Annotated in this window: 20 protein-coding genes and 1 tRNA gene; 5 read left to right on the top strand and 16 right to left on the bottom strand. The window is 63.1% G+C overall.

Going from position 1 to position 20,466, the window contains the following annotated elements; translation table 11 throughout:
• Positions 1–2: 2 nt before the first annotated feature.
• The 3 genes from GRI62_RS14200 to GRI62_RS14190 form a co-directional block, all read right to left on the bottom strand.
• Positions 3–87, bottom strand: a tRNA-Leu gene (locus tag GRI62_RS14200).
• Between the two features lie 67 nt (positions 88–154).
• Positions 155–436: an integration host factor subunit beta gene (locus GRI62_RS14195; protein ID WP_131451366.1), complete on the bottom strand. Its 282-nt coding sequence runs from the start codon at positions 434–436 to the stop codon at positions 155–157.
• 144 nt (positions 437–580) lie between these two features.
• Positions 581–931: a GntR family transcriptional regulator gene (locus GRI62_RS14190; RefSeq protein ID WP_131451365.1), complete on the bottom strand. Its 351-nt coding sequence runs from the start codon at positions 929–931 to the stop codon at positions 581–583.
• A 234-nt stretch (positions 932–1,165) separates the two neighbouring features.
• Between GRI62_RS14190 and GRI62_RS14185 the strand changes: the two genes are divergently transcribed.
• Genes GRI62_RS14185 through GRI62_RS14175 form a run of 3 tightly spaced genes read left to right on the top strand, consistent with a single transcriptional unit; the run spans position 1,166 to position 5,516 of the window.
• The gene (locus GRI62_RS14185; protein WP_131451364.1) at positions 1,166–2,749 is read left to right on the top strand and encodes a peptide MFS transporter; all 1,584 of its coding nucleotides are present in this window, start codon (positions 1,166–1,168) and stop codon (positions 2,747–2,749) included.
• 5 nt (positions 2,750–2,754) lie between these two features.
• Complete coding sequence (locus GRI62_RS14180) at positions 2,755–4,152, top strand: amidohydrolase (protein ID WP_131451363.1); 1,398 nt, start codon at positions 2,755–2,757, stop codon at positions 4,150–4,152.
• A complete protein-coding gene (locus GRI62_RS14175; RefSeq protein ID WP_131451362.1) occupies positions 4,149–5,516 on the top strand; it encodes an amidohydrolase family protein in 1,368 nt (455 codons plus the stop codon). Before GRI62_RS14180 ends, GRI62_RS14175 begins: the two co-directional genes overlap by 4 nt.
• A gap of 130 nt (positions 5,517–5,646) precedes the next feature.
• Here GRI62_RS14175 and pgmG read toward each other — a convergent pair whose 3' ends face one another.
• The 3 genes from pgmG to GRI62_RS14160 are packed head-to-tail and all read right to left on the bottom strand — an operon-like array spanning position 5,647 to position 8,228.
• Complete coding sequence (pgmG, locus tag GRI62_RS14170) at positions 5,647–7,074, bottom strand: phosphoglucomutase/phosphomannomutase PgmG (protein WP_131451361.1); 1,428 nt, start codon at positions 7,072–7,074, stop codon at positions 5,647–5,649.
• Between the two features lie 37 nt (positions 7,075–7,111).
• On the bottom strand, positions 7,112–7,396 hold the full coding sequence (locus GRI62_RS14165; protein WP_131451360.1) for a J domain-containing protein: 285 nt from the start codon (positions 7,394–7,396) through the stop codon (positions 7,112–7,114).
• A 4-nt stretch (positions 7,397–7,400) separates the two neighbouring features.
• A complete protein-coding gene (locus tag GRI62_RS14160; protein ID WP_234027474.1) occupies positions 7,401–8,228 on the bottom strand; it encodes a division plane positioning ATPase MipZ in 828 nt (275 codons plus the stop codon).
• Positions 8,229–8,294: 66 nt separating this feature from the next.
• Here GRI62_RS14160 and panC point away from each other — a divergent pair, with 66 nt between their 5' ends.
• Positions 8,295–9,161 (top strand): pantoate--beta-alanine ligase, encoded by an 867-nt coding sequence (gene panC / locus GRI62_RS14155; RefSeq protein ID WP_131451358.1) that lies wholly within the window; start codon positions 8,295–8,297, stop codon positions 9,159–9,161.
• Positions 9,162–9,322: 161 nt separating this feature from the next.
• On the opposite strand, the gene GRI62_RS14150 is transcribed toward panC, so the two are convergent.
• Positions 9,323–9,691 carry a DoxX family protein gene (locus GRI62_RS14150; RefSeq protein WP_188669353.1) on the bottom strand — a complete coding sequence of 123 codons (369 nt, stop codon included), beginning with the start codon at positions 9,689–9,691 and terminating at the stop codon, positions 9,323–9,325.
• Positions 9,692–10,101: 410 nt separating this feature from the next.
• Positions 10,102–10,395, bottom strand: a complete 294-nt coding sequence (locus tag GRI62_RS14145; RefSeq protein WP_234032819.1) for a hypothetical protein — start codon at positions 10,393–10,395, stop codon at positions 10,102–10,104.
• A gap of 363 nt (positions 10,396–10,758) precedes the next feature.
• Between GRI62_RS14145 and GRI62_RS14140 the strand changes: the two genes are divergently transcribed.
• Entirely contained in the window at positions 10,759–11,091 is a 333-nt protein-coding gene (locus tag GRI62_RS14140; RefSeq protein WP_131451356.1) for a hypothetical protein, read from the top strand.
• Positions 11,092–11,321: 230 nt separating this feature from the next.
• Here the strand turns inward: GRI62_RS14140 and GRI62_RS14720 are convergent, their stop codons facing one another.
• The 8 genes from GRI62_RS14720 to GRI62_RS14105 form a co-directional block, all read right to left on the bottom strand.
• On the bottom strand, positions 11,322–11,516 hold the full coding sequence (locus tag GRI62_RS14720; protein WP_373283008.1) for an HGGxSTG domain-containing protein: 195 nt from the start codon (positions 11,514–11,516) through the stop codon (positions 11,322–11,324).
• Positions 11,425–12,096, bottom strand: coding sequence for a hypothetical protein (locus tag GRI62_RS14135; protein ID WP_234027473.1), 672 nt, complete (start codon positions 12,094–12,096; stop codon positions 11,425–11,427). Before GRI62_RS14135 ends, GRI62_RS14720 begins: the two co-directional genes overlap by 92 nt.
• Positions 12,086–12,619: a hypothetical protein gene (locus GRI62_RS14130; RefSeq protein WP_131451355.1), complete on the bottom strand. Its 534-nt coding sequence runs from the start codon at positions 12,617–12,619 to the stop codon at positions 12,086–12,088. Before GRI62_RS14130 ends, GRI62_RS14135 begins: the two co-directional genes overlap by 11 nt.
• The gene (locus tag GRI62_RS14125) at positions 12,613–14,190 is read right to left on the bottom strand and encodes a YfjI family protein (RefSeq protein WP_131451354.1); all 1,578 of its coding nucleotides are present in this window, start codon (positions 14,188–14,190) and stop codon (positions 12,613–12,615) included. Before GRI62_RS14125 ends, GRI62_RS14130 begins: the two co-directional genes overlap by 7 nt.
• Positions 14,187–15,119 (bottom strand): toprim domain-containing protein, encoded by a 933-nt coding sequence (locus tag GRI62_RS14120; protein WP_131451353.1) that lies wholly within the window; start codon positions 15,117–15,119, stop codon positions 14,187–14,189. Before GRI62_RS14120 ends, GRI62_RS14125 begins: the two co-directional genes overlap by 4 nt.
• The gene (locus GRI62_RS14115; RefSeq protein ID WP_131451352.1) at positions 15,116–15,322 is read right to left on the bottom strand and encodes a helix-turn-helix domain-containing protein; all 207 of its coding nucleotides are present in this window, start codon (positions 15,320–15,322) and stop codon (positions 15,116–15,118) included. The genes GRI62_RS14120 and GRI62_RS14115 overlap by 4 nt, the downstream gene beginning before the upstream one ends.
• 544 nt (positions 15,323–15,866) lie before the next feature.
• A complete protein-coding gene (locus GRI62_RS14110) occupies positions 15,867–19,016 on the bottom strand; it encodes a class I SAM-dependent DNA methyltransferase (RefSeq protein ID WP_188669354.1) in 3,150 nt (1,049 codons plus the stop codon).
• Between the two features lie 133 nt (positions 19,017–19,149).
• Positions 19,150–20,382: a tyrosine-type recombinase/integrase gene (locus GRI62_RS14105; protein ID WP_131451350.1), complete on the bottom strand. Its 1,233-nt coding sequence runs from the start codon at positions 20,380–20,382 to the stop codon at positions 19,150–19,152.
• Positions 20,383–20,466: the final 84 nt, after the last annotated feature.

The raw sequence follows: 20,466 nt of genomic DNA, 5'->3' as shown, positions 1-20,466 counted from the left end.
AATGGTACGGGCGGCGGGACTCGAACCCGCACGATCAAGGATCAGGGGATTTTAAGTCCCCGGCGTCTACCATTCCGCCACGCCCGCTACGCGCGATGGTGCCTAGCGCGCACAGTGCCCCCTTGCCAATGCCTGGCGACACGGGCGCTGCCGCCTATTGCGAGTTGAGCCGTTCGCGCATTTCCTTGCCCGGCTTGAAATACGGAACGCGCTTCGCGGGGACTTCCACCGCATCGCCCGTTCGCGGGTTGCGCCCCGTGCGGGCCTCGCGCTCGCGAGTGGAAAACGTGCCGAAGCCCCGCAATTCCACCCGGCCGCCTTCGGCCAGCCGCGCGGCGATCTCGTCGAAGAAGATGTCCACGACTTGCTCGATTTCCTCTGGCCGCAGGTCGGGGTGGTCGTCCTGCAGAGCCTGGAGAAGTTCGGACCTGATCATACCGGTTCCCCGAGAGTTATGGGCGCGACCCGCATAACGATGTCGCCGGCAATGGTGCGCGGCATATTACAATATGTTAACATGCCATAATTTTGGCGCATAGGCAACGCAGCAGGTAACCCGTTAATTGCGCGGTTTGTCCGGTCATGCCCGTTCCCCGGCGGTTGTCAGCAGTTCGTCAATGGACAGGCCGAGCCGCTCCATTCGCTGGCGGATCGCGGGCCATTCCTCGTGAAGGAACCGCTCGCGCTCCGCGCTGCGAAGCTGGGCCGCGGCTCCTTCGCGCACGAACATCCCTACCCCGCGCTGCACGCGGATCAGGCCGTCCGCCTGGAATTGCTGATAGGCCTTGGCCACGGTGAGCGGGTTGGCGCCCTGCTGGGCAGCAAAGGCGCGCACGCTGGGCAGCATGGCACCTTCGGCATAGCGCCCGTCGATAATGGCGGCGGCGATCTGTTCGCGCAGACGCAGATAGACTGGGCGGGTATCGGCCATGCTGGTGCAGCAGTGCCATAATACAGCGGGTCGGGTCAAGTCGCCGAACCGTGGGTAGGGGGTGGGGCAAGCTCCGCTTTCCCGCGCCTCCCGGAACGCCTCTCGGAATACCTCTTCAACCCCGGTTCAGCCGGTTGCGGATGAAACAATGGCTTCACATCGGCAAATCCGCCGCTAGTGTGGCGCGATTATGGCCGCAGAGACGGCTAAGGCGAATGAGGGATCGGTCGTAAAATGGCATCAGCGCAACTACCGCACGGCGACAGTGCCGGCACCTTCCTGGGGCACCCGAAGGGCCTGTTCATGCTCTTCTTCGCCGAGATGTGGGAGCGGTTCTCCTACTACGGCATGCGGGCGCTGCTGATCTTCTACCTGACCAAGCACTGGCTCTATTCCGATGCCGAGGCGGGCGTGATCTACGGCGCGTACACCGCGCTGGTCTACATCACCCCGGTCGTCGGCGGCTATCTGGCCGACCGGTATCTCGGCCAGCGCAAGGCGGTGCAGTTCGGCGCCGTGCTGCTGACCTTGGGCCACTTCTTCATGGCCTTCGAAGGATCGCCCGCCGCGGGCCATACCGATAATCCGGTCATCAACGTGTTCTGGCTGGCGCTGGCCCTCATCATCGTGGGCTCGGGCTTCCTCAAGGCGAACATCTCGGTGATCGTCGGCCAGCTTTACCCGCGCACCGACGTGCGCCGCGACGGTGCCTACACCATCTTCTACATGGGCATTAACCTGGGCGCCGCGCTCGGCTCGCTGCTGTGCGGCTACATCGGCGAAACCTACGGCTGGGCCTACGGTTTCGGGCTTGCCGGTATCGGCATGCTGCTCGGCCTCGTGGTGTTCGTGCTCGGGCGCGGGCTGCTGCTCGGCCGGGGCGAACCGCCCACAGGGCTCACCAAGGGCCGGGAATGGTCCATGTACGCTGTGGGCGTCGGCCTCGTCGCGCTGTGCTGGGTGCTGGTGCAGAACCAGTCGGTCGTCGGCGGCCTGCTCGGCGTGTTCGGCGGCCTGCTGGTGGCCTACGTGATCTTCGTGGCGGTCACCAAGCTCGCCGCGGAAGAGCGTGACCGCATCTTTGCCGCGCTGATCCTGATCATCACCTCGATCATCTTCTGGGCCCTGTTCGAACAGGCGGGCTCCAGCCTCAACCTGTTCACCGATCGCCACGTCGATCGCGGCGGGGTTCCGGCATCGGTATTCCAGTCGGTGAATGCGATCTACATCATCCTGCTGGCCCCGCTGTTCGCCACCGCGTGGACCTACATGGGCCGCAAGGGTATCGAGCCGTCCACCCCGTTCAAGTTCGGCCTCGGCGTGATCCAGGTGGGCCTCGGCTTCCTGGTCCTCGTCTGGGGTGCATCTTCGGTGGGCGTGGACGTTCCGACGCCGGTCATCTTCATCTTCCTGATCTACCTGCTGCACACCACGGGTGAGCTGTGCCTCAGCCCGGTCGGCCTTTCGGCGATGAACCGGCTGGCCCCGGCGCACATGGCTTCGCTGATCATGGGCGTGTGGTTCTTCGCCTCTGCCACCGGCAACTTCGCCGCCGGCCTCATCGCCGCGGCGACGGGCGCGGAAGGCGTGGGCGAGGAAGCGGGCAAGCAGGTCGTGCTCGACGTCTACTCGACGGTCGGCTGGGTCGCGGTTGGCGTGGGCATCGTCGTCCTCGTCATCAGCCCGCTGATCAAGAAGCTGATGCACCTCGATACGCTGCGCGACGACAATGTCGGCGACGATCTCGAAGGCCAAGCCGGTGCCGGTCTCGAACCGCAGGAAGCCGGCATCCACCCCGCAACCCGCCCGAAGGGATAATCGTCATGGGCCGTCTTTCATCGAAGGGCGGCCCTGCCGTCCTGCTCGCCCCCCTGGCCGCAATCGCGCTCGCCAGCTGCACCGCTGCCGATTCCGACCGGCCGAGCACCCGCACCAGTTCTGCCGATGCGGCGGACGCGGTGCCCTACGCCTCCACCTACCGCCGCTACCCCGGCGCGCCCACGGCCATCGTCGGGGCGACGGTCTACGACGGGCTCGGCGGGCAGATCGTGGGCGGCACCGTGCTGTTCGCCGATGGCGAGGTGGTCGCCGTGGGCGATGCCAGCCTGACCATTCCGGCCGGCTACACCCGCATCGACGGCACCGGCAAGTTCGTGACGCCGGGCATCATCGACGTGCACTCGCACCTCGGTGACTATCCCACCCCCAGTGTTGACGCGCATTCGGATGGCAACGAGGCGACCGACCCGACCACGCCCGAGGTATGGGCCGAACACTCGGTCTGGCCGCAGGACCCGGGCTTCTCCCGCGCGCTGGCCAACGGCGGCATTACGTCGCTGATGATCCTGCCGGGCTCGGCCAACCTCATGGGCGGGCGCTCAGTCACGCTCAAGAACGTGCCTAGCCGCACCGTGCAGGGCATGAAGTTCCCCGGCGCGCCCTACAGCATGAAGATGGCCTGCGGCGAAAACCCCAAGCGCGTCTACGGCGGCCGGGGCCGGATGCCCTCAACCCGCATGGGCAACTTCGCCGTCAACCGCGAAACCTGGCTCCAGGCGCAGGAATACATGGCCGAGGAAGACCCCGACCGTGACCTCGCCATGGAAACGCTGGCCGGCGTGCTGCGCGGCGAGATCATGATCCAGAACCACTGCTACCGCGCCGACGAGATGGCGCTGGTGATGAGCATGGCCGACGAGTTCGGCTATCGCGTCTCGGCCTTTCACCACGCGGTGGAAAGCTACAAGATCGGCGACCTGCTGCGCGAGAACGACGTGTGCTCCGCCGTCTGGGCCGACTGGTACGGTTTCAAGATGGAAGCCTATGACGCGATTCCGGAAAACGCCGCGCTGCTGCACCAGGCGGGTGCCTGCGTGGTGATCCACTCGGATGACGAGAACGGCATCCAGCGCCTCAACCAGGAAGCCGCCAAGGCGCAGGCCGACGGCGCGCGCATGGGCATCCAGATCGCGGACGCCCAGATCATTCGCTGGATCACCTTCAACGCCGCGAAGGCCATGGGGATCGAGGAATGGACCGGCAGCCTGGAGCCCGGCAAGATGGCCGACGTGGTGCTGTGGAATGGCGACCCGCTGAGCATCTACTCCCGGCCCGAGATGGTCTGGATCGACGGCGCGACCATGTATAACATGAACAACCCGCAGCTCCGCCCGGTGAGCGATTTCGAGCTTGGCCAGCCGGGCGAAGGAGACACGAAATGAACGCGCGTTTTCTCGCCGGGGCGGCTCTGCTGGCGCTGGCCCTTCCCGCTTCCGCACAGGACGTGGCGATCACCGGCGCGACGGTCGCCACGGGTGACGGGTCCGATCCCATTCAGAATGCCACCGTCGTGGTGCGCGGCGGGCGCGTGATCGCCGCGGGCGCCGGCGTTGCCGTCCCCGCGGGGATTCAGGCGATCGACGGGCGGGGCCTGTGGGTGACGCCGGGCATCTTTGCCTCGATCACCAACCTTGGCCTCGTCGATGTCGACGCGGTCGGCGACAGCAACGATGTCGACGCCAACAGTTCGCCCTTTTCCGCCGCGCTCGACGTGGCCCCGGCGATCAATCCGGCAGCGCAGGATGTCGCCATCAGCCGCGCGGGCGGCGTGACGCGCGCAACCGTCACGCCAGGCGCGGGCTCCAGCATCTTTGCCGGCCAGGGCGCGGTGATCGATCTCGGCGCGGATTTCGACGCGGTGCTGCGCCGCCGCGCCTTTCAGTACGTCGAGATGGGCGAAACCGGTGCGCGCCTCGCGGGCGGCAGCCGCACCTCGGCCCATGCCCTCCTCCGCAATGCCCTGCGCGAGGCGGGCACCTATGGCGAGGACGCCCAGCTCACCGCCTCCACCCGGAACGCCGACGTCGAGACCGGTGACGATCTGCCGATCGACCCGCGCCTGACCGGCCGTGCAGAGCGTGACGGCGACGTGCTGCTCACCCGCTTCGATGCCGCCGCGCTGGTGCCGGTGGTGACCGGGCGGCAGAAGCTCTACGTCCATGTCGAGCGTGCGGTGGACATCCTCTCGGTGTTGGCGCTGCGCGAGGAATTCCCGCGGCTCGACATGGTGCTGATCGGCGCGACGGAGGGGTGGATGGTCGCCGACCGCATCGCCGCCAGCGGCGTGCCGGTGATCGCCGCGGCCCTCAACGACCTGCCCGTCAGCTTCGAACAGCTCGCCGCCACCCAGAGCAACGTCGGCCGCATGGTCGATGCCGGCGTCACCGTGGCCATTGCCGGTTACGGCAGCAGCGGCGACCACCCGCGCGGCCTGCCGCAACAGGCCGGCAACATGGTCGCGCTCAGCCGCATTCCCGGCGCCACGGGTCTCACCTGGGGCGAGGCCTTTGCGGCCATCACCTCGGTGCCGGCACGGATCGGCGGCATGGACGATGCCGGTGTGCTGGCCGCCGGTGCGCATGGGGACGTGGTGATCTGGGATGGCGACCCGCTCGAACTGTCGAGCGCGCCGGTCCGGGTGTTCATCGACGGTGTCGAACAGCCGCTGGAAAATCACCAGACCCGCCTGCGCGATCGCTATCGCACGCTTGACGAGACCCAGCTTCCGCCAGCGTATCGGCACTGAGAGGCCAGCAGGCGGCGGTCACCCAGGGGATCGCCGCCCGCCGCTCCCGTCTCGGATGACCCGCTCGGGCTAACGCGACGAGGGCCCGCGTGACGCGCTGCCCGCCCCTCGCCGCCGCCCCTCGCCGCCGTCAGTGCCCGACGCTGTCCCCGCGCTCCAGACCGGACAGCGACAGCTGCTCGTCGATCTGGCCCATCAGCCTATCGAGGCCGTCCTGCGTCTCGCTCTCTGCGCGGGCGACGAGCACGTCCTGCGTGTTCGAGGCGCGCAGCAGCCACCAGCCATCGGGTGTGGTCACGCGCACGCCATCGGTGGAATTCACCTCGACATCCGCCGGCACATTGGGCCCGGTCAGGCGGGTCTTGACCTCGTCGATGGCGGCGAACTTGCGGCTTTCGTCCACTTGGAAGCGCAATTCGGGCGTGTTGAGCATGGCCGGCATCGTGCCGCGCAGCTCGGTGACCGAGCGGCCCAGCCGCGCGGAGGCGGCGATCAGGCGCACGCCGGCGTAAAGCGCATCGTCGTAGCCGTAGTAGGTGTCGGCGAAGAACACGTGCCCGCTCATCTCCCCTGCCAGCGGCGAGGAAACTTCCTTCATTTTGGACTTAATCAGCGAGTGCCCGGTCTTCCACATCAGCGGCTTGCCGCCGTGCTTCTCGACAGTCTCGAACAGCGCACGGCTGGCCTTCACGTCGGCGATAATGGTCGAATTAGGCAGTTTCCCTAATAGGTCCTCCGCATAGATCATCAGGAGTTGATCACCCCAGATGACACGGCCCTCGCCGTCGATCGCGCCGATCCGGTCGCCATCGCCGTCGAAGGCTATTCCGAAGTCGCAAGACTTCTCGGCGACCAGGGTGCGCAAGTCCTCCAGGTTCGCCTCGACAGTGGGATCAGGATGATGGTTTGGGAAGTTTCCGTCGACCTCCGTGAAGAGCAGGTGGTGCTGGCCCGGCAGACGGGCGGCCAGACGCTCCAGCGCCGGACCGGCCGCGCCGTTGCCCGCGTCCCAGGCCACCGAAAGCCCCGCCAGGGCACCGGTGTCGATGCCATCGAGGCCGGTCATCAGCCGGTCGATGTAGGCGTCCATGACGTCGAGGCTCTCGACCTCGCCCGATCCGTCCAACCAATCCGCTTCCCGGCCGAGCCGTCCCAGCGCCTGGATATCGGCGCCGAAGAAGGGTCGCCCGCGAAATACCATCTTGAAGCCATTGTAATTGGCGGGATTGTGGCTGCCAGTTATCTGAATGCCGCCATCCACCTCTTCGGCTGACGCCTCGGCATAATAGAGCATCGGGGTCGGCCCCATGCCGATGCGGCGCACGTTGCAGCCGCTGGCGGTCAGCCCTTCGATCAACGCGTGTTCGAGGATGGGTGAACTTACCCGCCCGTCGTAACCCACCGCCACCAGCGGCGTCACGTCGTCACCCAGGTCGCGCTGCAGCAAGGTGGCAAAGCCGCGGCCGATTGCGCGGGCATCGTCGGGGCCGAGGGTTTCGCCGATGATACCGCGAATGTCGTATTCGCGCAGCACGGTGGAATCAAAGTCGTGGGGCATGGGTGGAGAAGCCTTTTAAGTTGCCCCTCCGGTTAGCTCAGCGCAGGTGGTGCGGCAACTCGTCTAGCAACAGGTCACGCGCGGCATTGGCCTCGTGCACCTGGTCGTTCGATCCGCCGCGGTCGGGGTGGACCAGGGCGATGAGCCGCCGGTGCGCGGCGAGGATCTCGTCGCGCGCTGCACCCGTTTCCACCCCCAAGAGGCGGCGGGCGCGAAAGATGGCCTGGTTGCGGGTGGAAACCTTCGGCTGCCACGGCCAGCGCCCTACGATCCAGCGAAAGATCAGCACCACTACGCCGGCAAGGACGACGAACCGCAGCACCTGGTCAGGCGGCCTGGGTCTCGGGCAGGCGCGCCTCGTCGCGGTCGCCGGAGGTCGGCATCGGCAGGCGCAGGTTGGCAACGAGGTTGCGCACCTCCTGCCGCGCCACGAGATGGCTGGTGCCCAGCTCGCCCAGTTGCCCCTTGTCCAGCAAGGTCAGGCCCGAGGGGAACAGTTCGCGATAAACCACGCGTTCGGAAAGCCCGTGCGAGACGCGAAAGCCCACGCGCTTGGAAAGTTCGGTCAGCGCCTGGTCGATGCGGCGCTGGTTGCGCGCGTCGGTATAGCCGGTGCGGTTGCGGACCACGACCCAGTCCATCTCGCGTCGCCCTTCGTCGATCTGCGCCCGGCTGCGCTTCAATCGCGCTTCCCAGATCAGCTCGGCATAGAAGCTGAGGCGGCGGACCTTGAAGTTTTCTGCATCCACCTGCCCGATCAGGTCGAAGTCGACGAAGCTGTCGTTCATCGGCGTCACCAGCGTATCGGCGCTGGCGGCCACGTGGCGGGCGAAGGGATCGTCACGGCCGGGCGTATCGAACAGCAGGAAATCCGCGCCTTCGCCAAGGCGCGCGGCCTCTTCCTCCAGGCTGGCGATATCGTCCCCGTGGCACACGTCGAACGTCGGCCCGGCCAGGGCGATGCCGCGGCGGCGCTGGGTCTCGGCACGGTTCTCGCAATAGCGGAAGAACGTGCGCTGGCGGGTGTCGAGATCCATCGCCGCGACACGGGCGCCCTGGTAGGCGAGCGCGACGGCTACGTGCACCGCCGTGGTGGACTTGCCGGTGCCGCCTTTCTCGTTGGCGAAGACGATACGATGCGGTGTGGTGGCCAAGACGGGCTTCCTCTGGGTTAACGGCGCGGCTAGCACGTTTCGTAATACTACCGGAGGCATGCACCCTTGCAAACCGTCACGACAATCGAAGCGCTGCGCCAGGCTGTGGATGAATTGCGCGCGCCCCACGGCGGGACAGCGGCAGCCACGCTGGCGCTGGTGCCCACCATGGGCGCGCTGCACGAAGGGCACCTGACGCTGGTGCGCGAGGCCGCGAAGCGGGCCGACCACGTCGCCGTATCGATCTTCGTCAACCCGCGCCAGTTCGGCCCGAACGAGGATCTCGACGCCTACCCGCGCCAGTTGGCGCAGGACGCGGCGCAGCTGGAGGCGCAGGGCGTGGCGCTGCTCTGGGCGCCGGGCGTGGCGGCCATGTACCCGGCGGGCTATGCCACAAACGTCAGCGTTGCGGGCGTGAGCGCGGGGCTGTGCGGCGCAGACCGGCCGGGCCATTTCGACGGGGTGGCGACCGTGGTGCTCAAACTGTTCAACCAGGTCCGGCCCGACCTGGCGCTGTTCGGCGAAAAGGACTGGCAACAGCTTGCCGTGATCCGCCGCATGGCGCGCGATCTCGACCTTATGCAACCGCATGTTGACGCGATTCTGGGCGTGCCCATCGTGCGCGAGGCCGACGGGCTGGCGATGTCGAGCCGCAACGCCTACCTCTCGCCTGCCGACCGTGCGGCCGCCGCGACCTTGCCGCTCGCCATGCGCGAGGCCGTGGCGCGGATTGCGGACGGGCAGGACGCTACCTCTACGCTAGCCGCACTGGAGGACGCGCTGCTGGGCGCGGGTTTCGCCAGCGTGGACTATGCCGAACTGCGCGATGCAGACACTCTCGCGCCGCTGGATGCCGACAATCGCAACGCCCGCCTGTTCGTTGCCGCGCGCATCGGCGGAACACGGCTGATCGACACCATGGCGATCGGGTAACGCACCCAGCCGAGCGCGAGCGCCATGGCGCGTTTCTGACGTCGGCCATCGAGAGCAGTAGCTGGCCGTTCAAAGCTCGGCGAGTGGCCCTTATCTGGTTGGCCGGTATTTCGAACCATCCAGGCCGAGGAACAGCGACACCAGCAGCCGCTCGTAATGTCTTACGGCCTCGGCTTGCGTACGCCGTCGATACTCAGGGCGCCAGGGCCCGCGACGGCCAGATAGAGAAAGACGAAACAGTAAAGAATGGCAGCGTCGCCACCGTTGTTGACCGGCCAGAACCCCTGGGACGCGTGGCCAATGAAATAGGCAAAGGCCATCGTGCCCGATGCCAGGAACGCCGCAGGGCGGGTGAACAGACCGAGCGCGATCAACGAACCCGTGATGAGTTCGATGGCACCTGCATAGGCCCCGGCATTCGCGAATGCCAAGCCCGATCCTGCCCGCTCACCATCTGGAAACGACAGAAATTTCTGGGTGCCATGGGCCAGAAACAGCAAGCCGCTCATGATCCGGAGAATGCCCAGCATGAGCGGAGCGTATCTGTTCAAGCCTTTCACTACCGGGCCCCCTTCCTCAAAATCCTGCTGTTCTTCTTGCAGCTACCCTTACCGTCCGCAAGTGGAACCGCCAGGGGCAGACGAACAGCCGGGTCGGGCGAGGACCTGTCTTCCGGAGTCCGGGTCGGCTCTGCGCTTCTGATAGTGCCGATTGTTCAGCCGACGCAACCTTGTAGGGGAATGGAGCGGGTAGCGGGAACCGCGAAATCCCACCATCAAATTGAATTATCCTGAAAGTTTCTCAGCGAATTTCAGAAATACCCCCTATAGTACCCCCAATTCTTTGGGCTGCGTCCGCTTTGGCGGTTTGTCGATTGGCAATCGAATGGCGAGAATGGGGTGGAAAGCAGACATTCCCGGGGCTTTAAGCATGAAGCGGCTTACGGCTTCGGAGGGTCTTTGCGCTTGGATGCGTCCGTGACGACATCGTCATGACCGCTCTTATCACTTAAGAAGGCTAGAGCGAACAGGCCACAGCCGAGCATCATTGAGATGAACACGCCAAGGATGGTGGCGACGACCATATGGGTCTGGAGTTCTCCCATGACCGCGAGGAAGGTGAGCGCGCCTACCACCATCAGGACCGCGAGAACCACGAGCCAACTCATGGTGCGGCGGAACTCGCGCATCGCTTTTTCTCGTCGATTCGTCATGTGGAGATAACCTTCGATCACGAAATTTGGTCCCGCAGTCTCCCGCCACCAAAGCGGTCCAAATCCTTTGGGACTAACTCAAGATGATCGCCCCCTATCTGAGAGCGACTAATCGCACAAACCGAAGAGAGTGGTCGCTGTGATCGGGAATGCCGATTTGACTTCAGTGTCTGCAATGGGGTCGTTAGCTGAATTTCCGCTTATGGCAAAAACAGGCCCCAAGGCTGCCGGTCCGCTTATGGCGCGCAGCCGACGATACTTGAATGTCCGATTTTGGGGTGGTTAGCGGACATCCTCATGCGTCGGCAGCGCAGGCCGAACGTTAGCGTTGCGCTCTCCCGCCGTCGTGCGCTACCGAGAGCGCTCGATCGGAGAGCACGGCCCATGACAAACATCCTTAGGCGAGTGCTTGCCTCGGCGTTTCTCGCAACATTCATCACACTTCTGTCTACCTTTGTCGGCACCCGCTCGGCTATCGCCACCTACCCGGAGATAATGGGCTGCGAGCAAAGCTGCAGGGTGGCCGCGAGCGGATGGCCCTTAGTGTTCGTTCGGGATTACACCGGCATGTCCGTGGTCAACTCGGCCGACATCCTTGAGGTGTGGATCGCGGCCGACCGGCTCGACTGGCTGCCCTTCCTGGCAAACGTGGTGATCTGGACGGCTGTTCTGGTGCTGCTTGCGTGGGGCGCCCGCCGAGACAGGAGTTCTGCTTAGCGGTGTGACTTACGAGCGAAGGTCCGCAACGGAGTCGTTAGCGGACAGGCAACTTCTGTCGTGATGCCTGCCTTAATTGCCATTCCCCTCCCCGCGTAGACGGTAATAGCTCAGCAAAAACTGTATTAGCGATAGCACCGGTCTTTCCAGCCGCTCTCCGCATTTGAACGACTTGGAGTTTTCGACACCCCCCCCAATCGCGCTCGGTTGGACCAAGGCAAGAGGGGATGTCACTCATCCCCTTCCAACAAGTTGGCGATAGCTTTCAAGTAGTGTGCCGCAACTACCGTCTCACCGGATCGGCCCCCATGCTTCCATGCATTCCTGTTGCCCCTAGGCGCACCGCTGCCCCTGCCCCCGTGCATCCTGCATCGTGCATTCCCCTTGACCGCTGGTGACTGGCAGGCCGCTCCCTTCCGCGTCATGGCCGAGCAGCGCGGGGCCTGCGCCAGCCGCGTCGGTTGCATGGGGTTGTCTGTCTGAATTTGCATTTTCCTTACCCCCGGCATGGTTGTGGACCTGATCGGCAATCACTGCCTGCCCGCCCTGGTTGACATGAACGTGGCGCACTGTCTGTTCGCGCGGCTGGTGCAATTTGGCCAATGCCTCCAGCGTTGCACGGCAATTGGCCTGAGCCTTCAGCGCCAGTCGCATGTAGCGGTCGCTGGCATCAATATACTCACCCATGTTCATTGCAGACCGTCGCGCAAGTTCGGTGAACATGGCATCCAGCGATAGGGCCTGAGCCATAAGCACCCGGCTGGACAGTGCATTATCGCCTGTCTCGGCTTGCCCCATGATGTCGGCTATCACCGCCACATCGCGGCCAATGTCCGGCTTATGACTGTCTCCGAATAGATTGCGGGCGAAAGCAGATGACAAAGCTGCATGGCGCACCCCCGGCTTGATCGCCGCTATTGCCAGGTTTTTCGCGCGGTCCTCTCCCGGTTTGGCTTCAACCGCGAGAGTGTTTCGTTTGGCAGAGTTCAACTTTTTACGCGGCATAATCACCTTCCCAGAATGGTAGCAACAAGGGGTAGGCCCCCGCCGCATAGGTGCTGACTATGCCGAAGCTGCGCCATCGGGCGCGCCCATCACCCATCATGAGTGATCGGCAATCGCCAAGCTGATCGATGAGCCCCCCGCGTTCTGGTTGACCTGGACGGATGCCGAAAACGTCACCCGCTCCCCAGCCGTCGCGCACCGCCTGCACAGCGTAGTTTTCCATCCACCATTCGGCGCAGCGAAAAAGGCTCTGCCACCGACAGGCGGCAATGCCCGGTGCAGGCTTGCTGATATCCAGCCGATTGATCGCCGCACACCAGCTATCCAATTGGTCCTGCCAATGCGCGGGATTAGCAAATTTAGCAGGTCTAGCAGGTCTAGCAGGCGCGCTGCCCGGATCAGAATGTTGTATCGGCCAGTTTGCGCTCTTGGCTGGCCTCGCTGCTAAAGCCGCTAATTCTGCTAAAGCAGGGTCGGTGCGACGATATTCCTCAAGCCACTTATGCGGATCGAAGTTCAGCATCGGACAATCTCCCATGCGTCGCGGTATTTTTTGCCATCAATCACCGCCCCACCATTGATCAATCGCACACAGCCATGCGCTTCCAGAATAGCCATTGCTGCCCGCGCCGTGTTCGCCTGTCTGAGCGAAGTGGGGCCTAGCTGATAAACCTCTGACAGCCCGATGACGTCGACTGGCCGCTCCAACAGCCAAATACGCAGGGTCTCTGCCCGTTGCACTTCGGGATCGATCGCCCCTGTTGCTACCAGCCGCGTGGCTTCATGGAGGTAAAATTTCGCCAGCTCGATCGCGTTCGCAAATGTCTCTGGGGCAATTGTCGAAGCGCCAGGGTTCTCTAACAGCGTGAATATCCCCGCAATGCGGGCCGCGTTTTCTGGCAGCTTGGACGCGAAGGCCTTAGCGGTCACGAGCTTGCCCCCGCTTCCGAGTTCTTTTTCAATTTCGTTGGCGAACCGGACGAACATTGCCCGTGCCGCTGTTGAGAATTGCAGCGGGTCCATTTCCACGCCTAAAGCCCGGTCATCCGAATTTTTCCAGCGGATCGGCTGGCCGAGCAATTGCCGGATTGCCGCATTATAGCGGGCAAGGTCTGCGCCCGCCTTTGCCGATATTAGCTGATATTCGGCATCGTCACGAATGCGCGTCCCGGCCTTCCCGGCTGGAGCGGTAATTAAGAACCGCGCCAGCAGTCCCTGATCGGAAAACTGAGGGTCGGACAGGAATCCCGACGCCACACCGGGCTGCACCATCAGGTGGGCCGCCAGCCGCCGGTCATACAGTACGCAAACACCATCACCGCCCCGAATACGCTCAAGCTTCGATCCGTCCCAGGCGCGGCACAGATTGCCCGTGGTGCCAGCCTTTTGTTCCTTCTTCAGACTATGCCCGCCCAGAAAGGTCGCTGCATCGTCGCACAGCATCGCGAGCGAAGGCCGGCCGTGCTGGTAAACGCGAAACAGCCCTTCCATGGTCTGATCGCCCGACGGCGCAATAACAGAAAGCAATGGGGCTTGGGGGGCGGGGCCGAGTTCATTAAGCGCCGCCGTCAAACCCGCCGGGTCCGCCTTCAGCTTGCTTGCCAATTGCTTCGTCTTGGCTTCGTGCGCTGTGACGCGGGATCGATATTCCAGCCATTCGCTATGTCCAGCTTCCGAAAGCGAGGCCTCGGCATCGCGAACCGGTCTCAGGGCCATCAGGTCTGCGCTGGACTTGCGTTCCCCGCTGTCCAGCACGGTCAGCAAGTAAAGCGATAGCGGGGCGGCCTTGCCCTCCCCGATTGGCAGGATGACATTGGCGCGGCCCTGAGCTGCAAGCGATGCCACCGCCAAGACTGAATTAGCCGCGCAAGCCAATGGGCATTCGATCACCGATCCAATTGCCCGTGCCGCCTTTTCCAGCGTGTCGCCTAGAGCATGAACCGGGAACGGCGCGGATGGAGGCAGGTCGCGGTAGAGCGGTTGGGGGCCTTCGCTTAAGATGGATGCCGCCCCTCCAGTGCCGTGCAGATGTGCCGCCATTTCGTGAGGCAGGAGGTCGGCCATATCCAGCGGCGCGGTTGCTTGCACATTCATGCTGCCAGCCTCCCCGGATTGACGGTTAGGAAATGAGCCGAAACCTCATCGCGCGGAATGTCGGCAAAATCGGCTCCAGATTTCCGCCGGTCGGTTTCGGGCAGGGGAACCGCTATTTGCCCATCAACGGCCCCAGCGGCCTCTCTGGCGGCTCTCAGGCCTATATTCGCAGGGAGGTGCCGGTCATCGTCGGCGGCAATAATAATTGGCCGCGTCGGGAACACTTGGCGCATCGCGCGCGCCACAGACCCCAGATTGCGGGCAGACATGGCAGCGGCAACCCCTAGCCCGGTCTCGGCATGAACCACCGCCATGGTGGCGAAGCCCTCCCCAATTACCAGCGGGCCAGCAGTCGGGTTGCCATCTGCACAGTGCAGACCATGCGGCCAGAACAAACCCGCCGTGCGCGCGCCCTTGGCAAACAGCTTGCGGCCATCGGGCCGAATGCGCTGCACGTTCCATAACTGGAACTGCGCATCCACCATCGGCACCAGCAACGCATCGCCCGATTGCCGAATGCCGAACGGCTTCAGCCGCTTGGCGACAAGGTAGGGATGGCCACGGCTAGCGCGGCTGGCCTTGGCCCAGGCATCGCCTGCCACTTGCGCCGCCGCTTCCTCTCCCGCCAGTCGCCTGCGCTTGCTGGCTTCCAGTTGGTAAGACAGCCCCCTCCGCTCGGCTGGCGAGAGGTCACGCGCGGGCGCAGAATGCAGAGGCAACAGGCCATCGCGGCGAAGCATATCCTTCACTGCCAAGGCATCGGCAGTGTCGCCGTTGTAACAGGTTACAAGCAGGCCATCGGGAGCGCCGACGCTTGGTTTAAGCGCAGTCCCCCGGTCGCGGCTGGAATGGCCCGGTGTGCGGATCACGGCGTTACCGTTGCAGACCGTGCCTCCGTAGAACTTGGCGATTCGCTGGATATCGATCATTCCCCGCCCCCTTCAATGAGGTTGCGCAGAGAAGAGGCGGGAATGAGGGTGCGCCTACCAATCTTGCGCACCTCTAGCCGTCGCTGCTTGATTAGCGAGTAGAGCTGGGTCCGCCCAAGACTGGAGACGCGGCAGGCTTCGTTGATAGAATAGGCAAGGGGTTCAAGCGCGGCGTGGCTTGATTTAATATGTTGATTTATCATGGTATTTCTGCTCCGATCCTGGACTGGGGGCTCAGCCGCCGGCCTCTAAAAAGTGACCATTGGCCAAGTTTCCGGTTGTCCGCACGGATCAGGAACGGTAGGTAATCCACGCGAAGGGACGCCAATCTATTCGCGCGGAGCCCCGTCCTAACCCGGCGGGGTTTCGTATGTCAGGGCACTTATCGTTTCCTTTCAGCACTGTCCGGGTGGATGCACCCGCGTTCTCGACACGTTCTAATTAGCCGTGCGGAATTGAGCGGGCAAGGAAGTGCGACGACTTATGACGGGGTATTGGGGAAAAACCCCTGAGGATAACCTAGCCATGAGTGTACCGGCGTCCAAACATGAGCACCAGCGAACAGTAACGGACGGGTTTGAAGATCTGTGCGCGGTTTTGCGGACTAGTGCTGAATCAATGTCGCAAAGACGGGAAAGACCAGATTTTGCCATGAAGACGATTGAAAGGGTTGCCGATTCGCCGTTTTCAGATGCTGAGCCATTCGTCGCTTTATGAGGCTAGTGAAACCTTAGCCTCATGCAGCCGCTATGCCTTTTTTGCGGCAAAGCGTGGCACCTGGTATTCAGGGCGAAGCCAGCGGACTTTCTCGGCCTTTTCCTCGGCGGCGCGCTCGGCATTCAGGGCGACCAGCCGGGTGACTATTTCAGCCGGTGACAGATCGGCTGGCCAGCCGTAGGCGGCTGCCACCTCGGCATCGATTTGCTGGTGCAGCCGATCGATAATGCCCACACGCGCGGCCTTGGCGCGTTCGACATCCAGCAGGTCCGCCAGTTGCCCGCTGCGCTGCCGGTCGCGCAGGTTGTAGATTTCGGTCATGGTGAGACGCGGCACTTCGGCCAGTGCCAGCTTGCGGGTTTCGTCCAGTTCCTCGGCCAGTTCGCCAATTACCGCGCGCTGCGCTGGTGTCGCATCGGGGAAAGGGAAGGGATCGAAGCAAAGAGATTTGAAGTATCGCGGCCTGTCCTCAAGCGTCCCACCCACAGCAAGGGCCCAAGCCAAGTGGATGACCGATGTTAAAACCCCCAATTCGACCGGAGTGGCACAACAGAAGATAACGACGCCATCATCGCAAAGAACTTCGGCAGGAAGAAACTGAAACAACCTATGCTTGGCGGTATCAACGGTGCCAATATAGCGAATCAAGCCGTCAAGCGCTGGCCGCATTTCGCGCCTTGGCTCACCATGAATCCACCAATTTTGGCGATAGGTCGCGCGTCGATTTTTATCTCGTTCTGGCTTCACTGTGTCCAGCAAGTGCTGGTAGACCTCGGGAAACCGTCGGCGAACTTCTCGCTCGCCCACCCCGAACAGGTCGATCACCATCTTGGTTTCGACTTCGAGCGGGTTTCGCCCTGTCAGGTCCATGCCGTTGCGATAGGGGCGAATGTATTGCTCCAGTCCGTCCCGGCGGCCTAGGCCGAGAGCCTCAGCCTCTTTGCGCTGCAAGGCGAAAGCCTTCCCGTGCAATTTCACCCCGTCATGACAAATGCCCGCATTGGCCAGCAAGCGCGCCGCTTGGGTAACATCGGTGCCAGTGGAGAGGTCTGCATTGATCCGGCCAGTTACTGGCGGAAAATATTCTACTTGCGGGCTATCTGTATCCAGCGCGCTTTCGCGTTTCGTGGTGACTATCTGGCCTTCGGCTGGATTCCGGTCTGCCACCGTCATGGCGATACGAACAGCCGCTGTGCCTGCAACTTTCTTTCGATCCTTCGAGCGCGGAACACCTTTGGCCTTCGCTTCTGCCTTAGGGGGTTTTACCCATGGGTGGTCGGGCACAGCATAGCGAAGGGACAACATGTTGCTCGCAAGGTAGCGCTCGATCACGCGGCGGCTGAAGGTCTGCGTAATCGAATTGGTAGTCACGAAACCAAACCGGATTAGCGGACTGTTTGCGGCTACCAGCATATGCGCCGCCCGGTCCCACCACTGCATCACAAAATCAGCCGCTTTTGGCACACGGGGGTTCGCCTTCCAGAGCGCCTCGGCATAATCGCTGCCCAATTCCTCCCGCAAATCCTGGCCCGCAATAAATGGGGGGTTCCCGATAATGAAATCGGCCTCGGGCCAATCGGGCGCCATCGGGTTATCCGTATCGGCTTCGCCCGTCGGCTTGTGCCGTAGCACTGCGTCATAGCCCGCGTGCCCGCCGAAATTGATATTGCCGAATTGTTTCAGCACCGGCTCGGGCGCAGCGGCTGGATCATTGGCCATGCGCCAGCGCAGCCAGCCGATCCACAACACCAGTTCCGCAATCACGGCGGCGCGCGGATTCAATTCCAGCCCCAGGAATTGTTGCGGCCCTACACACGGCTCCACCGTGCCGCCAAGCTGGCGAATGGTTTCCACCACGTCGCTTTCCAGCCGCATCAGGTTTTCCATGGCGACATAGAGGAAATTACCGGTCCCACAGGCCGGATCAAGCACGCGTAGGACGCACAGGCGGTCATGGAAGGCCTGCACGATTGCCAGCGATAGTTCGCCTTCCACGGGCCGCTGCACCGCATCCCATTCGGCCTCCAGCACGTCCATGATGGTCGCCTGCACCAGCCGTTCGACATAGGGCCGCGGGGTGTAGTGCGCGCCCAGCTTTGCTCTTTCGCCGGGGGTTAGCGCTTGCTCCAGCAAGGTGCCGAAAATTGCAGGTTCGACCTTGGTCCAGTCCGCCTTTGCGGCTTCTAGCAATTCCCCCCGATCGGCATTGGATAGCTTGTAGGTCTGGGCTGATGCAAACAGCCCGCCGTTGAAATAGCGCACCTCTTTGCCTATGGCCGAAGCGTAGCGTTCGCCTCCTGCCCTCCCCATGACAGTCCAGAGGGCGCGCAATTCGGGTTCGAAGGCAGCTTCGTTCGTGACGGACCGCTCCAGAAACGCGCGAAAGCTGGCTTTCGGCAGCAGACCGACATCCTCTGCAAACATGCAAAAGATGAGCCGCATCAAGAACAGAGCGGTTTCTTCTATGGCAAGGCTGCGCTCGCTGTCACTTGCCTCACTTGTGCGAAGGCGTTGGACGCTTTCCAGCCACTTGCTTACCTCTGCCAGCCGCTTGGCAATATCGCGCGAAACCTCTGCCGATTTGGCGCGCGGATCGATGCTGGCCGGATCGGTCCAGATTGCCCGAAGAATCGCCTGCTTGTCGGGATCGGCGAGCTGGTGCAGTTCCAGCCGATAGCTGGCCTGATCAGGGAAATAGCCAAAACCCCGCCCATTGCCGGACCAATCGAAATAGAGTTCGAACGCGCGGCCCACGTCGCACACAATAAGGAATGGGGGCCAAGGATGGCTTGCAGGCAGGTTGACGGCGTAGCGCTTGGCTTGCGCCAATGCATCGCGCATCAGCCGATCATAGCGGGCGCCGGACGGGGCGGCTGGGGCACTTTCCGCGACGTCGAATAGTTGGGACTGCGCTTTGTCGGCTACGCTCAGCTTCGATTGCTTGGCCTCCAGAACGAAGCAACCGCGCTTGTAGAGGTCGATCGATCCCGTGTTTCCGCCAATGCCCCCGCCCGCAACAGGCCCTTCGAATTGATAGTCCCCCAGCACTCCTCCCTCGGCCACGCCGGGAATCGGCAGACCAAGTGCCTGGCACATATCATTGATGAATTGACCGTAATTGGCGCGCTCAGCTCCCCCAGTCACGCCCGCCCATTTGGCGATAAATTCGTTCACGGTCATTCGCGGTGCGCAGCCCCTCTTGCCGGGGCATAACTGTCAGCTTGGCAGTCGCCAAGTGACTGATTGCCCTAATTAGCTTTTGGCGCAGCTTTCCAATTGAGGGCCTAGGTCGCTTTCTTAGGTGGCGTCTAGTTCACCCAGCCTCCCTCGCCGGAAATGCCACCCCGTCCGCTCCCTTGCGAAGCTGGTCCAGATATTCGCTCCACCACTGGGCCATCTGCACCCGTTCCTTCCAGTGCGCGCCGCGATGATAGGCCGCGCGCACTTTGTCGCTGTCACCATGGGCAAGCGCGCGTTCAATGGCATCAGGATTGAACCTGCCGCTTTCATTTAAGAGGGTGGAAGCCATCGCGCGGAAGCCGTGCGCGGTCATTTCCTCGCTGGTGTATCCCAGCCGCCGTAGAGCCGCGTTGAGGGTGTTCTCGCTCATGGGCCGTGTGCGCGCCCGGATGGAGGGGAAGGCAAAGCCCGACGGCCCTGTGGCTTCCTGTAACAGCTTTAAGATTGCAATCGCCTGCTTGGACAGCGGCACATGGTGCGCCTTGCCCATTTTCATCTTGCCAGCCGGTATATTCCAAACGCCCGCGTCCAGATCGATCTCCTCCCATTCGGCGTGACGCAATTCGCCGGGGCGGACAAAGACATGCGGGGCCAGTTGCAAGGCGAGCCTTGTTATGCCGCTTCCGTCATAGCCATCGATGGCGCGCAAGAGGGCTCCCACCTTGCTGGCATCGGTGATCGCGCCATAATGCTTCACCGTGGGGGCGGTTAGCGCCCCTTTCAGATCGCGCGTAGGATCGGAGCGCAGGCGGGCGGTTGCTACGGCGTAGCGAAATACCATGCCTGCCAGCTGAAGGGTCCGCCGCGCGCTCTCCAGGTTGCCCTTGGCTTCTATCTTGCGAACCGCTGCCAGCACGTCGGCAGGCTCTATGTCGGCAATGGGCAACCGCCCGATGCTGCTAGTCAGCAGGGACAGTAGGTATTGACTGCGAATGGCCGTACTGGGGGACCATCCCTTTTCCCCGTCGCGTTTGCGCTTGGCGCAGTATTCATTGGAAATCGCCGCAAAAGTATCGGTTGCCTGAATGCGGGCGCGTGCCTTGCTGCGCTGCTTTTCACGCGAAGGATCTTTGCCCAGCGCTATTATCCCCCGCGCTTCCTCACGCCGCTTCCGGGCCTCGCTTAGACTGATTTCGGGATAGGCTCCCATGGACAGCAGTTTCTCGCTGCCATCGATCCGATATTTGAGCCGCCACAGCTTCCCCCCGGCTGGAGTGACCAGCAGGAACATGCCACCCCCGTCCGCCAGCTTGATCGCCTTGGCCCCCGATTTCGCATTCCGGATTGCCACGTTTGTAAGCGCCATTCGATCCGCCCGCCCCTCTGGGGATTCGTCCCCAAGATACCCCCACGGCTGGGGGTATTTTAGAAACCGCTAGCAGATACCCCC

It is taken from the genome of Aurantiacibacter arachoides (assembly GCF_009827335.1).
GTDB lineage: Bacteria > Pseudomonadota > Alphaproteobacteria > Sphingomonadales > Sphingomonadaceae > Alteraurantiacibacter > Alteraurantiacibacter arachoides.
Note: the sequence above shows the minus strand (reverse complement) of the source record. Positions and strands in the feature narration are given on the sequence as shown.